Raw genomic sequence first — 14937 nt, forward strand, 5'->3', positions numbered from 1 at the left:
GCGCCTCCGCCCTTGAGCCTGCAGCCGCCGGCAACACCGCCCCCACCCTCGGCCAGCGGGCTGGGTGCCCCGGTTTGGCGGCAGGTGCACCAACGGCTGATGCCCGACTACAACGGGACGGCGGCGCGTTTCTGGTGGACAGCGTTCTGCGGCGGCATGGTGGCGCTGCTGTTCTGCCTGGGGCAGCTGGCCCAGATGAGCTGGCTGGCCTGGCTGCAGGTGGCAGGCGCCACCGTGCTGGCCATCGGCGCCGGCATGTTCCCGATCCGCGTGCCGGGCACCAAGATCGCCTATGCGGCCGGCGAGATCTTCATCTTCCTGCTGCTGCTGGTGCTGGGCCCGGCGGCCGCTGCCGTGGCTGCGGCCGCCGAGGCTTTCGTCGGCTCGGCACGGGCCTCGCGGCGCTGGACGAGCCGCCTCTTCAGCCCCGCCTCCGCCACGCTGGCCATGCTGACCGTCAGCCTGCCGCTGCAGGCCGGCCTTGCGGCACTGGCGGCGCGGGGCTTCGACAGCGCCGCGGTGGTGCTGGCCGCCACGATGGCGGCCGCTGCGCTGTACTTCCTGATCAACGCCTCGCTGCTTTCGGGCGTGCTGCAGCTCAAGCGCGGCGAGGCCTTCTTCCAGCCCAAAGGCCTGTTCAGCGTGTTCCGCTGGGTCGGCATGGCCTACGCCGGCAGCGCCAGCGTGGCCACGCTGCTCTTCTTCACCTGGCGCACGCAGGGCGTGGGCGTGCTGCTGGTGATGGTGCCGCTGCTGGCCATGCTGCTGGTGACCCTGCACTTCTACTTCCGGCAGCAGGAAGCGGGCATCGCGCTGCGCGAGGCGGGTGAGAGCGCGGCCGCGCGCGAGGCCGCGATGGCCGAGCGCGAGGCCCAGGCCGCCGCCCGCCACCTGCGCGAGCTGCAGGCCAGCGAGCGCCGCTTCCACAGCGCCTTCACGCACGCCAGCATCGGCATGGCCCTGCTGGGTTTCGATGGCCGCATCCTGCAGGCCAACCCGGCGCTGGCCGCGCTGCTCGGCCGCAGCGAAGCCGAGCTCCTGCACCAACCCTTCACGGCCTTCGTCGAAGAGAGCGAGCGCCCCTTGCTGGCGCAGCAACTCGGGCTGGCCAGCGGGCGCGATTTCGAGGCCTTCTCGCGCGAGCTGCGCTGTGTGCACGCCGATGGCAGCGCGGTGTGGCTCTCGCTGAACTGCAGCTTCTTCACCGAGCCGGTGCCCGATGCCGAGCCCGCCACGGAAGCCGGCGCCGGCCAGCCCTGCCTGATCCTGCAGGCGCAGGACGTGAGCGCACGCCGCCGCGCCGAGGCCGGCCTGCAGCACCTGGCCTTTCACGACCCGCTCACCGGCTTGCCCAACCGACGTCGCTTCCAGGAATGCCTGGTCAGCGCGCTGACCCGCTACCAGGCCGACCCGCGCAAGCCCTGGGCGGTGATGTTCATCGACTTCGACCGTTTCAAGCTCGTCAACGACAGCCTGGGCCACAACGCCGGCGACGCGCTGCTGCAGCAGGTGGCGCGCCGCGTGCAGGAGAAGCTGCGGCCGGGTGACATCGTCGCGCGCCTGGGCGGTGACGAGTTCGCCATCCTCGTCACCGACATCGAGCACGAGCGCGACGCCGTGCTGCTGGCCGAGCGCCTGATGGAAGCCCTGCACCAGCCTTTCCGCCTGGGCGAGGTGGAGCTCATTGCCACGGCCAGCATCGGCATCACCTTCAGCGCCATCGGCTACGCCACGGCCGAAGAGGTGCTGCGTGACGCCGACACCGCCATGTACAAGGCCAAGGCCGGCGGCAAGGCGCGCTACGCACTTTTCGACACCAGCCTGCACGCCGCGGTGTCCGACCGGCTGCGGCTGGAAGGCGAACTGCGCACCGCCGTCGAGCAGGGGCAGCTGGTGGTGGTCTACCAGCCGGTGTTCGCGCTGCGCCCGGGCGAGGAAAGCGGGCGCCTCACCGGTTTCGAGGCGCTGGTGCGCTGGCAGCACCCGCAAGATGGCCTGCTGCCCCCGGCGGCCTTCCTGCCCATCGCCGAAGAAAGCGGCCTGATGCTGGGCCTGAGCGACTTCGTGCTGCACTGCGCCTGCCACCAGCTGCGCCAGTGGCAGCTGAGCGACCCCCGCCTGGCCGAGCTGACCATGAGCATCAACCTCTCGGCCCACGACCTGGCGCACCCTGCGCTGGTGGCGCGCATCGGCCGTGCCATCGTGGAGGCCGGGTTGCGCCCGCAGCACCTGACGCTGGAGCTCACGGAGAACATCCTGATGTCGCAGATCGATGGCGTGCTGCCGACGCTGGCGGCGCTGCGCCAGCTGGGCGTGCGTCTGGCGGTGGACGACTTCGGCACCGGCTACAGCAGCCTGAGCCATCTGAGCAAGCTGCCCATCGACAGCCTGAAGATCGACCGCAGCTTCGTCAGCCAGCTGCTGCCGGGCAGCGATGACGCGGCGGTGGTCAGCGCCATCATTCAGCTTGGCGGCACCTTGCGCAAGGAAGTGGTGGCCGAGGGCATCGAATCGGCCGCGCAGATGGCCCAACTGCGCGAGCTGGGTTGCGGCTACGGCCAGGGCTTCCACATGGCCGAGCCGCTGGCCGCGGCGCAGGTGGCCGAATGGCTGCGAGAGCAGCGCGGGGCGCTGCACTGAGGCAGCGCGTGGCGCGGGCGGCCTACACCGGCAGCAGGCTGCTGTTCTTCACTTCTTCCATCACCACGTAGGTGCGCGTCTCGCGCACGCCGGGCAGCGTCCAGATCACGCTGCCGATGAACTCGCGGTAGGCGGCCATGTCGGCCACGCGGGTCTTGAGCAGGTAGTCGAAGCCGCCGGCCACGAGGTGGGCCTCCAGGATCTCGGGGCGCACCTGCACCGCGGCCTTGAAGATGTCCATCACGTCGTGCACCGTGCGGTCGAGCAGGATCTCGACGAAGACCAGCAGGCCGGCGCCCAGCTTGGCCGGGTTCAGGCGCGCCTCGTAGCCGAGCACGAAACCGTCGCGGTGCAGGCGCTTCACGCGCTCCAGCACGGCGGTGGGCGAAAGGTGCACCTCTTCGGCCAGCTTCAGGTTGCTGATGCGCCCGTGAGCCTGCAGCACGCGCAGGATGCGGCGGTCGATCTTGTCGAGCTCGCGCTCGCTGCGGGGGCTTTCGGGGTCGTTCATGCTGAAGGATTCTCCGCCGAGCGGACGGTTTTCCGAATCCGGTGCGGCCCGAGGCCGCATAAGCTGCGCAGCTATTCAGCCCGCCACCCCTTGTCGCCACGCTACGCCCCGAGGTCCGCATGAACCCCAGCCCCGCCCGCCTGCCCTTCCCCTACCGCCCTGAGCACGAGGTGCTGTCGCAGCTGCTCGGCGCGCTGCAGGGCAAGCTCGATTGGCCGGCCGTGGTGGCCGGCGCCAAGCCCTGGGTGCAGGCCGTGCGCGACAAGCCGGCGCCCTTCTGGGCCATGGAAAGCCTGTTGCGCGAGTACCCCATCAGCAGCGCCGAAGGCCTGGCGCTGATGCGCCTGGCCGAAGCGCTGCTGCGCGTGCCCGATGCCGAAACGGCCATCGCGCTGACGGCCGACCAGCTCGGGCGCGGTGATTTCGACGGGGCCGCCGAAGGCTCTGCGCACAAGATGCTGGCGCAGATCAGCGCCAGCGCCATTTCGCTGAGCAAGAAGTTCTTGCCCGATCAGGACAACCCGCCGGGCCTGATGCAGCGCCTGGGCGCCCGCACCGTGGTGGCGGCCACCGTGCGCGCCATCCAGCTGCTGGGCCGGCAGTTCGTGCTGGGCCGCACCATCCAGGAAGCCATGGCCGAGGCCGACAGCCAGCGCAAGGCGCAGGCGCGGCTGCGTTTCAGCTACGACATGCTGGGCGAAGGCGCGCGCACCGAGCGCGATGCCGAGCGTTACCTCGCCAGCTACCGCAATGCCATCACCGCCATTGCCCAGGGCCGCGTGGCGAGCTCGCCAATGGCGGCCGACGGCATCTCCATCAAGCTCAGCGCGCTGTTCTCGCGCTACGAAGACGCGCAGCGTGAACGGGTGTTCGCCGAACTGCTGCCGCGTGTGCAAGGCCTGGTGGACCAGGCGGCGCAGGCCAACCTGAACCTCACCATCGACGCGGAGGAGAGCGACCGCCTGGAGCTCTCGCTCGATCTCTTCGAGGCCCTGGCCCGCCACATCGCCGCGAAACACCCGCAATGGCAGGGCTTCGGTCTGGCCGTGCAGGCCTACCAGACGCGCGCGCTGGCCGTGGTGGACGAGGTGGCCCGCATCGCCCAGGCCCACGGCCTGCGCTTCATGGTGCGGCTGGTCAAGGGCGCCTACTGGGACGGCGAGGTCAAGCGCGCCCAGGAAGGCGGCCTGCCCGGCTACCCCGTCTTCACCCACAAGCACCACACCGACATCAGCTACCTGGCCTGCGCCGAGCGCCTGATCAGTCACCACGCGCTGATCTACCCGCAGTTCGCTACGCACAACGCCGGCACCATCGCCGCCATCCTGCAGCTGGCGCGCCAGCAGGGCGCTGCTTTCGAGATGCAGCGCCTGCACGGCATGGGCGACGGCGTCTACCGCGAGGTGCTGGCCAGCGGGCCCGATGCGCCGCCGGTGCGTGTGTACGCGCCCGTGGGCGAGCACCGCGATTTGCTGGCCTACCTGGTGCGCCGCTTGCTGGAGAACGGCGCCAACTCGTCCTTCGTGCACCAGCTGGCCGATGAACACGTCAGCGCCGAGCAGCTGCTGGCCAGCCCGCTGGCGCCGAGCAGCGACGAAGCGCTGCCATTGCCGCAGGTGCTGTACGGCAGCGGGCCCGGCGCACGCGCCAACTCGGTGGGCGTGGACCTCGCCTGCCTCGCGATGCGCGCGCCGCTGGACGCCGCCGTGGCCACCACGCATCTCAGCACGTTGTCCATGCACAGCGCCGCCGATGCCGACGCCGCGATGCAGCGCCTGCACGCCGGCTTCGACGCCTGGTCTGCACGCCCGCTGGCCGAACGCGCTGCCCTGCTGCGCAAGGCCGCCGACCTGCTGGAAGCCCGCCTGCCCGCCTACTGCGGCCTGCTGGTGAAGGAAGCGCACAAGACCCTGGGCGACACCGTGGCCGAGGTGCGCGAGGCGGTGGACTTCTGCCGCTACTACGCCGATCAGGCCGAAGCGCGCCTGATGGACCAGCCCCTGCCCGGCCCCACGGGCGAGAGCAACCTGCTGCGCCTGCACGGCCGCGGCGTCTTCGTCTGCATCAGCCCGTGGAACTTCCCGCTGGCCATCTTCGCTGGGCAGGTGGTGGCGGCACTCGTCGCCGGCAACACCGTGGCCGCCAAGCCGGCCGAGCAGACGCCGCTGGTGGCGCAGCACTTCGTGGCGCTGCTGCACGAGGTGGGTGTGCCGCAAGACGCCGTGGCGCTGCTGCACGGCCTGGGCGAAACCGTGGGCGCCGCGCTGGTGGCGCACCCGCTGACGGCGGGCGTGTGCTTTACCGGCAGCACGCAGGTGGCGCGCCTGATCAACCGCACGCTGGCCGCGAAGGACGGCCCCATCGTCCCTCTGATCGCCGAGACCGGCGGCCTGAACGCGATGGTGGTGGACAGCACCGCGCTGCCCGAGCAGGTGGTGGACGCCGTGGTGCAGAGCGCCTTCCGCAGCGCCGGTCAGCGCTGCAGTGCCCTGCGCCTGCTGTGCGTGCACGAAGGCATTGCCGACGGCGTGATCGAGATGCTGCGCGGCGCCATGGCCGAGCTGCGCGTGGGCGACCCGGCCGAGCTCGCCACCGACGTGGGCCCGCTGATCGACGACGAAGCCTTCACTGCCATCGGCGCCCAGGTGCGCCGCTTGCGCGGTGAGGCGAAGTTGCTGGGCGAGACGCCTGTGCGCAGCAGCTTCCCGCGGCTGCTGGCCCCCATCGCCTTCGAGATCGGCCGCATCGCCGAGCTGAAGACCGAGATCTTCGGCCCCGTGCTGCACGTGGTGCGCTGGGGGGGTGACGTCAACGAGGTGGTGCGCCAGATCAACGCGCTGGGCTACGGCCTCACCTTGGGCGTGCAGACGCGCATCGACAGCCGCGCACAGCGCATTGCCGACACGGCGCGCATCGGCAACGTCTACGTCAATCGCAACATGATCGGCGCCGTGGTGGGCGTGCAGCCCTTCGGCGGCGAAGGCCTGAGCGGCACCGGCCCCAAGGCCGGTGGGCCGCACTACCTCTACCGCTTCTGCGCCGAGCAGACGGTGACGGTGAACACCGCGGCAGCCGGCGGCAACGCCGAGCTGCTGGCCGGTCTGGCCTGAACCGTCGACAAAGCAAAACGCCCGCGAAATGCGGGCGTTCTGGAGGGTGCTGTAGCGGTCAGGCCTTGCGGCGGCTGAGGCCCAGACCCAACAAGGCCAGGCCAGCCAGGGCCAGGCTGCCGGGCTCCGGCACCGAGGTCACCAGGCTGTACTGTGCGGTCTGGCTGCCCCGGGCCCAGGCGAACTCCAGCGTGGCGGCGCCCTGGTTCTCGAAGAACACCAGCTCAACGCTGTGCAGACCGGCGGACAGGTTGATCGAACCGTAGCGGGTGTTCGCCGGGTGCAGGGAGTCGTCGACGATGACGTCGATGCCGTCGATGCGCAGACGCAAGCCATCGTCGTTGTAGGTGCTGAACCAATACGTGTCGGCAGCAGTGACGAGGATGTTGCCGGTGATCAGCGCGGCGAAGTTGTCATTGAGCGGCGCGTTTTCGCCCGTCTGCCCTGCAGCGGCGGCCTGGGGCCAGGCGGCCGTGCCACCGAAGGCACCCGTGTTCGGCGCGTAGTCGGTGAAGTCGATGACCGTGGCCGCACCCGTGAAGCTGGCCGGGCCCGAGGTGATGGCATTGACGGCGTCGTTCAGGCTGGTCGGGCCCGTGGGCACTTGCCATTGCTTCACCACCCAGGCCTGCGAAGTGAGCGGCAGCGCCAGGGCAGTGGCGGTCAACAGCGAAGTCAGGAGTTTGTTCATGCGGGCCTCGTCGTGCGGTGCAGAGAAGAGAAGTATCTTTTGCGCCAAGCGGATGCACGAAACGTGCCATGCGACCTAAAGCCCTGACAGCAAACAATATTCGCTGTTCGACACCCTTTCCGGAGCGCCAAGTTGTAAAAAAGTCTGACGCTTTGGCGCGCCCTTCAGACGCGGCTTGGACGGGCTCAGTTCAGATACATCCCCAGGTAGCGCCGCCCGCGGCTCACCACCGCGGGATCGGGGCACACGTCGAACCACTGCACGAGTTGCAGCCGGGCTTTCTCGCGGTCGGGCTTGCCTTCGGCCTTGTCGCGCAGCACCACGTCGAGCAGCTGGTCGAAGGCGGCGTTGAAGTCGCCGGCGTGCGCCAGCAGCGCGGCCAGCGCGAAGCGGGCCTCGAAGTCGCGCGGGTTGGCGGCGATGCGCGCGGCCAGCTCGTCGGCGTTGCCGGTGGGCTGCTCGCGCGCCATCGCCAGGCGCTTGAGCAGGCGGGCGTGTTCGTCGTCGCGTTCGGCGGCGGGGATGCTGTCCAGCAGCGCCTGGGCCTGCTCGAGTTCGCCCGCGGCCATGAGCGCGGCGGCGGCGTCCAGCGGGCCGAAGACCTGCTCGGCCTCGGCGTCCACCACGTCGGCAGGCAGGTGCTTGTCGAGGAAGGCCTTGACCTGGCCTTCGGGCAGCGCGCCCATGAACTGGTCGACCGGCCGGCCGCCGATGAACAGCACCACCAGCGGGATGCTGCGGATGCGCAGCGCGGCGCTGATCTGCGGCGCCTCGTCGGTGTTCAGCTTGGCCAGCACGAAGCGCCCGCCGTAGGCCTTGACCACCTTCTCCAGCACTGGCCCCAGCTGCCGGCAGGGGCCGCACCACGGTGCCCAGCAGTCCAGCAGCACCGGCACCTGCATCGAGAGCTCGAGCACCTGGGCCTCGAAATCGGCCTCGGTGGTGTCGAAGGACAAGGGCACTTCGCCGGGCGTCGGGTCGAGGTTCTGCGGGTTCATCATGGAATGAAAAAGGGGGTTCGATCGAACCCCCTGATGGTAGCGGCGCAGGGCTGGCGGCCCTGCGTTTGTGCGGTGCTTACCGGTCGCGGCTCAGGCGGCCGGCCGGGGTGGTCTGGCCGCCCAGCATGAACACCGTGTAGACGCCCTGGGCCTGCAGCAGGTTGCTGCTGGTGGCGGCCGTCAGCGTGAACAGCGGGTCCACCGCGGTCGGCGAGGTGATGTCCAGGCGGGCCGAGCCGGCCGCCGTGACGGTGGCGTAGGCCGAAGCCGTGCCGCGCGCGATGTCGGAGGTGGCCGTCTGCGTCAGGTAGTCCACCTGCATCGTCAACGCCTCGCTCAGTGCCAGGCCGTTGACCAGGCGGATCTTGGCGCGCGTGTTGATGCTGGGCAGGCGGTTGTCGTCGGTCAGCAGCGACACGGTGGGCGCGGTCTCCGCGCCGTAGGCCAGCAGCGTGTAGTCGGCGCCCGGGGCGATGGTGCGCGAGCTGGTCGAGAACACCGTGCCGTTGGCGCGCACGATGAGCTCCTGCGTGCCCGAGTTCACCAGCGTGTAGGGGCCCACGCCCGGCGAGCGCAGCGCGCCGACGATGGTGCTGCCGCCCAGGCTGGCGCTGACGTTGCCGGCTGCGCCGACGCTGGCCACGACGCGCACGCGCGCCTTGGTGTTCTTCAGCGTGGTGACACCGGCGCGCTGCTCGATCAGCGTGCCGTTGACCAGCACGCCGCCGGCACCGGCGGTGATCACCAGCGTGACGTACTTCTTGGCCGGGATGGTGATGCTGGGGATGTCCAGGCGCACGTCGTTGGGGTCGCCGGAGCCCGTCACGCGCAGGCGGTAGTTGGCCGCGCCCTGGTCGCTGAAGCCGCTGAGCGAACCGCTGGTCAGTGCCGCGCGGATGGGCTGCACGTCGCCCAGGTCGCCGGTGGAATCGGTGGGCGTCAGGAAGACGTCGACCGCGCCGGTGTCGGTGGTGGCGTTGAAGAAACGCACACGGCCCGCGGTGGTGCTGGTGATGTCGTCGACGTTCTCGTCTTCAGGCAGCGTGCTCACGCGCAGCGCGGTCTCGCGGCCCCAGATGATGGCGGTGTAGTTTTTGTCCTTGGCCAGCGTGTACGAGCCGGTCAGCAAGGGCGCGGCCGCACCGGCGCGCTTGACTTCCACCGTGTAGGTATTGGCTTCCAGCGAGACGCCCGCGGCGATGGCGTCGGTGGCCAGCGCGCTGAAACGCCGCGTGTCGCCGGCGTAGAGGTCGAGGCTGGGCAGGTCCGTCGTCAGGTTGATCGCGCGCAGCGTGGTGTTGCCGTTGCCGTCGCCGCCACCGCCGCCGCAGGCAGCGAGCAGCAGGGACGAGGCCATGGCGGCCAGCAAGGCCAGCCGGCGGGAAGAAGAGGCAGGGGTCATCGAGGGTCCTAGGGTTTGCCTGGAAGGGGAGGCGCGCGAGCACAAGGCCCGCCGGCGCCACCCGATCTTGGATTATGACTTGCCGGGGAAACCCGGCTTTTGCAGCTTTACCTCGGGAAACCAAGGCCCCCGGGGCCTGCCCTCAAGGGTAGAGGCCGCGCTCTTCCCGCGCCTTGAGGATGCGCTCGCAGGCCACGGCGAAGGTGGCGGTGCGCAGCGTGATCTGGTGGCGGTCGGCCGTGTCCCAGATCTTCTTCAGCGCGCCGATCATGATCTTGTCCAGGCGGACGTTGATCTCGTCTTCGGTCCAGAAGAAGCTGCTGAAGTCCTGCACCCACTCGAAGTAGCTCACCGTCACGCCGCCGGCGTTGCAGATGACGTCGGGCACGACCAGCACGCCGCGCTCGGCCAGGATGTCGTCGGCCGAAGGCACGGTGGGGCCGTTGGCGCCTTCCAGCACCAGCTTGGCCTGGATGCGGTTCGCGCGCTCGGCGGTGATCTGGCCTTCCAGCGCGGCCGGGATCAGGATGTCGCAGGCCACGTCCCAGAAGGCTTCGCCGTCCATGGGCTCGGCGCCCTTGAAGCCGCCCACGCCGCCAGTGGCCTTCACGTGGGCCGTGATGTCGGCGATGTCGAAGCCCTTGCTGTTGTAGATGGTGCCGGTGTGGTCTTGCGCTGCCACGATCTTCGCGCCGGCCTGGGCGAAGAGTTCGGCCGCGGCCGAGCCCACGTTGCCGAAGCCCTGCACCGCCACGCGGGCGCCTTCCAGGTTCATGTTGAGGCGGCGCGCGGCTTCACGGCCGGTGACGAACACGCCGCGGCCGGTGGCCTTCACACGGCCCAGGCTGCCGCCCAGGTGCACGGGCTTGCCGGTGACCACGCCGGTGGCGTTGCTGCCGGTGTTCATGCAGTAGGTGTCCATCATCCACGCCATGATCTGCGGGTTGGTGTTCACGTCCGGCGCGGGGATGTCCTGCTGCGGCCCGATGATCATGCCGATCTCGCTGGTGTAGCGCCGCGTCATGCGCTCCAGCTCCTTGTTGCTGAGCTTCTTCGGGTCGACGCGGATGCCGCCCTTGGCGCCGCCGTAGGGCAGGTTCACGGCGGCGTTCTTGATGCTCATCCAGGCGCTGAGGGCCATCACCTCTTCCAACGTCACGTCGGGGTGGTAACGCACGCCGCCCTTGCCGGGGCCGCGGCTCAGGTTGTGTTGCACGCGGTAGCCCTCGAAGTGGGCCACCTCGCCGTTGTCCAACTCGATGGGGATGTCGACGATCAGGGTGCGCTTGGGGCGCTTGAGGGTGTCGATCCAGCGCGAGAGGTGGCCGAGGTAGGGCGCCACGCGGTCGACCTGCATCAGGTAGGTGCCCCAGGGGCTGTCGGCGGTGGGCTGGACGTAAGAGAGCGGCGAGGTCATGGGTCTTGTCTTCCTTGGGTGTTGGCAGCCGTGCGGGCCCGGCTGGTGCGCCTTGTGGGCGGGCCGCCGGGGGCCGGCACGGCATGGCTGCGCACTGTAGGCGGGGTGGCGCCGAATAACTCACCAAGCGCCATGCATGATTTGCATAAGGCCTGCATGGGGCCGTCATTGGCCCCGTTCGGCACCTGCCTACACTGCGGCGCCATGAGCACCCTGAACCCTCCCAGCATCGCGTTCATCGGCGGCGGCAACATGGCCAGCGCCCTCATCGGCGGCCTGGTGCGCGCCGGCCTGCCAGCGGCGCGCATCGCCGTCGTTGAACCCTTCGAAGCCCAGCGCGAGAAGCTCGCGCAGCAGTTCGGCGTGGTGGCGCAGCCCGCGGCCGGCGCCGCGCTGGCGGGTGCGCCCACGGTGGTGTGGGCGGTGAAGCCGCAGCTGTTTGCGGAGGCGGCCGCACCTTGCGCACCTTACGTGGGCGCGGCGCTGCAGGTCAGCGTGATGGCGGGCGTGCGCTGCGCGGCCGTGGCTGCCGCCAGCGGCAGCGCGCGCGTGGTGCGCGCCATGCCCAACACCCCGGCGCTCATCGGCCAGGGTGTGGCCGGGCTGTACGCGACGGCGGGCGTGGGCAGCGAAGAACGTGCCGAGGTCGGGCGCCTCTTCGCGCCCACGGGCGCCACGCTGTGGCTGGACGAAGAAAGCCAGCTTGATGCCGTGACCGCGCTCTCGGGCTCGGGCCCGGCCTATGTCTTCTACTTCCTCGAGGCCATGATGCAGGCCGCCGCCGAGATGGGCCTTACCGAAACCCAAGGTCGCCTGCTGGCCCAGCACACCTTCGCCGGCGCCACGGCGCTGGCGCAGCAGAGCCCGCTGGCCCCGCACGAGCTGCGCGGGCAGGTGACGAGCAAGGGCGGCACCACCTTCGCGGCCCTCACTTCGCTGGACGACAGCGGCGTGAAGGCGGCGTTCGTGAAGGCGCTGCACGCGGCGCGCGCGCGCGCCGAGGAACTGGGTCGCGCCTGAAGCAGCGGCCGCTGGCGCTTCAGCGCAGCGCGAGATCCAGCGCCACGCCCGCGAACACCGTGGCACCCAGCCAGTGGTTGGCGCGGAAGGCCCGGAAGCAGCCCTCGCGCGTGCGCCCGCGGATCAGCGTGTAGTGCCAGACCGCCTGCGCCGCCGCCAGCGCGATGCCGGCCAGGAACACACCGCCCAGCCCCAGCGAACGCCCGAGGAGGGCCCAGCTGGCCAGGTAGACGGCATAGAAGCCCATCACCGCGGCCACGTCGTAGCGGCCCAGCGTGATGGCGCTGGTTTTCATGCCGATCCTCAGGTCGTCGTCACGGTCGACCATGGCGTATTCGGTGTCGTAGGCCAGCACCCAGAACAGGTTGCCCAGCAGCAGCCACGCGGCCTGCGGCGGCACCGCGGCGGTGACGCTGGCCCAGCCCCAGTCGGCGCTGCCCTGCACAGCGGCAAAGGCCATGGGGATGCCGAAGCTGAAGGCCACGCCCAGCACGGCCTGCGGCATGGACAGCACGCGCTTGGCGTAGGGGTAGGCCAGCGTCACCGCCAGGGCCAGAAAGCTGAGCTGGATGGCGGCCGGGTTGGTGGTGAGCACCAGGCCGAAGGCCACCAGCGCCAGCACCGCGCCCACGGCCAGGGCCTCGGCCGGTGCGATGGCACCGCGCGTGACCGGCCGCTCGGCCGTGCGCTTGACGTGGCGGTCGAACTCGCGGTCGGCCACGTCGTTGGCGCAGCAGCCGGCGCTGCGCATCAGCACGGTGCCGGCCGCGAACACGCCCAGCAGGTGCCAGCCTGGCCAGCCGTCGGCGGCGATCCACAGCGCGCTGAGCGTGGGCCACAGCAGCAGCAGCCAGCCGGCGGGGCGGTTCCAGCGGATCAGGTCGAGGTAAAGCGCCAAGCGGCTGGGCGCGGGTGCGGGGGTGGCCTGCATGGCGCGATTATCGAACCGCGTCCAAGGGTGATCCGCGCCGGGCGGGCGTGAGGGGCGCCTCTGGCTAGACTGGCCACCGGTGTCTGGGTTTTGCGGCAGGTGCGCCCGCCCTGCAGGGCCGCCGCCGGCAGGGAGCTGGCAATGAGATGTTTTCCATGGCCGAGGACGGCCTGGTCTGGCGCGTGCGCCTGGCTGCTGGTTTGCAGCCTCTGGGCCGCCGGGCCCGCTGGGGCCACCACGGCCGCGCCGCCGGCAGCGGCATCGGGCCCGCCACCGGCCTTCGACTTCGTGCGCCCGCCGCTGCTGCACACCGTGCGCATCTCGCCCTCGGGCACCCACGTGGCGCTGCTGATGACGGGCAGCTCGGGCCGTCGCGTGCTGGCCGTGCGCGCCTTGGCCGACGGTGCCGAGACCCGCACGCTGGCGGCCTACCGCGACGGCGACATCAACCGCGTGTTCTGGGTCAACGACCGCCGCCTGGTGTACGACGTCGAGCAGCCGCGCGTGCGCGTGGAGGCCTACGGCGCCGGCACCTTTGCGGTCGACATCGACGGCGGCGAGCCGCGCCGCCTCATCACCTACGTGCACGAGCCGGCCGGCGTGGGCAGCCAGCTGCACCGCGAAGGCATGCCCTACAACTGGCGCGTGGCCACGGCCCACGGCGACGGCAGCGACGAGGTCATGGCCTACGGCCTGAGCATGAAAGAGGCCGAATGGGGCACGCTCGACGAGGTGGTCTGGGTGGACACGCGCAGCGGCAAGGTGCGCCGCGCCGCCGAGGGCCTGCCGCGCCACGGCAGGGCCTGGCTGATGGACCAGCAGCGCGAACTGCGCCTGGTGCAGACCCTGCACCAGGGCCGCAGCCGCCTGCACTGGCGCGCCCCGGGCAGCAGCACCTGGCAGGTGGTGCACGACGAGCCCGAGCTCGACCAGGGCGTGCTGCAGCCGGTGCATCTGGAAGGTGCACACACGCTCATCGTCGAAGGCCGCAACGGGCGCGACACCAGCGCGCTCTACGCCCTGGATCTCAAGACCGGCCGCCTGGACCCCGAGCCGCTGGTGGCGCTGGCCGGCTACGACCTCCAGGTCAACACCCAGTCCGACCGCAGCACGCGGCAACTGGTGGGCGTGCACACCGTCGCCTCGCGGCCCGTGAGCGTGTGGTTCGACGAAGGGCTGGCGGGCATCCAGGCCGCGGTCGACCAGGCCCGGCCCGGCCGCTACAACAGCCTGATGTGCAGCCGCTGCATTGGCGCGCAGCACTTCATCGTGCACAGCGATGCCGACGACCACGCCGGCGAGTACCTGCACTACGACCACACCGGGCGCGAGCTGCGCCCGCTGGGCCAGCTGCGCCCCTGGCTGCCGCCGCAGGGCCGGCGCAGCTTTCACCGCGTGCCGGCGCGTGACGGCCTGGTGCTGCCCGTGGTGGTGACGCACCCGCCGGGCGTGGCACCCGATGCGCAGCCCGCGCGCCCCCTGCCCACGGTGCTGTGGGTGCACGGCGGCCCCTGGGTGCGCGGCGGCGACCTGCGCTGGGACGCCGAGGCGCAGTTCCTCGCCTCGCGCGGCTACCGCGTGCTGGAGGTGGAGTTCCGCGGCAGCACGGGCCTGGGCTGGCGGCACTTCCAGTCCGGCTGGAAGCAGTGGGGCACCGCGATGCAGGACGACCTGGCCGACGCCCTGGCCTGGGCCACGAAAGCCGGCCTCAGCGACCCCGGGCGTGTGTGCATTGGCGGCGCCAGCTATGGGGGTTACGCCGCCTTGATGTCGATGGTGCGCCACCCGGGGCTGTACCGCTGCGGCATCAGCTTTGCGGGCCTGACCGACATCCAGCTGATGTACGACGCCCCGCGCAGCGACGCGTCCGAGGAGTCGAAGCGTTTTTCACTGCCGGTGCTGGTGGGCGACCCCAAGGCCGACGCCGAACTGCTGCGCGCGGCCTCGCCGCTGGCGCGTGTGGCCGAGATCCGCGGCCCGGTGCTGGTGGCCTGGGGTCAGCTGGACGGGCGGGTGCCGCCCGAGCACGCCGAACGCTTCGTGCGGGCGGCGCGCAACGCGGGGGTGGCGGTGGAGATGCTGCGCTACCAGGAGGTGGCGCACGGCTTTCTCGACCCCCGCAAGCACGCCGACTTCCTCGAGCAGGTGGAAGCCTTCCTGCAGCGCCACCTGCAGGTGCCTGCCGCGGCGCGCTGAGCGGCAGGCGCAGCCTCA

10 protein-coding genes are annotated in these 14937 nt (G+C 70.8%); 4 read left to right on the plus strand and 6 right to left on the minus strand.

The genetic code is table 11. The features are described 5' to 3' along the window. Window positions 1-99 precede the first annotated feature (99 nt). Window positions 100-2640, plus strand: coding sequence for a putative bifunctional diguanylate cyclase/phosphodiesterase (locus EOE66_RS02710; RefSeq protein ID WP_128227133.1), 2541 nt, complete (start codon window positions 100-102; stop codon window positions 2638-2640). 22 nt (window positions 2641-2662) lie between these two features. On the opposite strand, the gene EOE66_RS02715 is transcribed toward EOE66_RS02710, so the two are convergent. After that, the gene (locus tag EOE66_RS02715) at window positions 2663-3151 is read right to left on the minus strand and encodes an Lrp/AsnC ligand binding domain-containing protein (RefSeq protein WP_128227134.1); all 489 of its coding nucleotides are present in this window, start codon (window positions 3149-3151) and stop codon (window positions 2663-2665) included. 119 nt (window positions 3152-3270) lie between these two features. Here EOE66_RS02715 and EOE66_RS02720 point away from each other — a divergent pair, with 119 nt between their 5' ends. Next, complete coding sequence (locus EOE66_RS02720; protein ID WP_128227135.1) at window positions 3271-6261, plus strand: L-glutamate gamma-semialdehyde dehydrogenase; 2991 nt, start codon at window positions 3271-3273, stop codon at window positions 6259-6261. A 58-nt stretch (window positions 6262-6319) separates the two neighbouring features. Here the strand turns inward: EOE66_RS02720 and EOE66_RS02725 are convergent, their stop codons facing one another. The 4 genes from EOE66_RS02725 to EOE66_RS02740 form a co-directional block, all read right to left on the minus strand. Further along, window positions 6320-6952, minus strand: coding sequence for a PA14 domain-containing protein (locus EOE66_RS02725; protein ID WP_128227496.1), 633 nt, complete (start codon window positions 6950-6952; stop codon window positions 6320-6322). Window positions 6953-7137: 185 nt separating this feature from the next. Beyond that, window positions 7138-7953 (minus strand): tetratricopeptide repeat protein, encoded by an 816-nt coding sequence (locus tag EOE66_RS02730; protein WP_245478873.1) that lies wholly within the window; start codon window positions 7951-7953, stop codon window positions 7138-7140. A 76-nt stretch (window positions 7954-8029) separates the two neighbouring features. Next, entirely contained in the window at window positions 8030-9355 is a 1326-nt protein-coding gene (locus EOE66_RS02735; protein ID WP_128227136.1) for a DUF4397 domain-containing protein, read from the minus strand. A gap of 142 nt (window positions 9356-9497) precedes the next feature. Further along, window positions 9498-10772 (minus strand): Glu/Leu/Phe/Val family dehydrogenase, encoded by a 1275-nt coding sequence (locus tag EOE66_RS02740; protein WP_128227137.1) that lies wholly within the window; start codon window positions 10770-10772, stop codon window positions 9498-9500. 204 nt (window positions 10773-10976) lie between these two features. Between EOE66_RS02740 and proC the strand changes: the two genes are divergently transcribed. Further along, entirely contained in the window at window positions 10977-11792 is an 816-nt protein-coding gene (gene proC, locus EOE66_RS02745; protein ID WP_128227138.1) for a pyrroline-5-carboxylate reductase, read from the plus strand. 19 nt (window positions 11793-11811) lie between these two features. Here the strand turns inward: proC and ubiA are convergent, their stop codons facing one another. Next, complete coding sequence (ubiA, locus tag EOE66_RS02750) at window positions 11812-12723, minus strand: 4-hydroxybenzoate octaprenyltransferase (RefSeq protein ID WP_128227139.1); 912 nt, start codon at window positions 12721-12723, stop codon at window positions 11812-11814. A gap of 141 nt (window positions 12724-12864) precedes the next feature. Between ubiA and EOE66_RS02755 the strand changes: the two genes are divergently transcribed. Next, window positions 12865-14919 (plus strand): S9 family peptidase, encoded by a 2055-nt coding sequence (locus tag EOE66_RS02755; RefSeq protein ID WP_128227140.1) that lies wholly within the window; start codon window positions 12865-12867, stop codon window positions 14917-14919. Window positions 14920-14937 lie beyond the last annotated feature (18 nt).

Origin of the sequence: Rubrivivax rivuli (assembly GCF_004016505.1) — a bacterium.
GTDB lineage: Bacteria > Pseudomonadota > Gammaproteobacteria > Burkholderiales > Burkholderiaceae_C > Rubrivivax > Rubrivivax rivuli.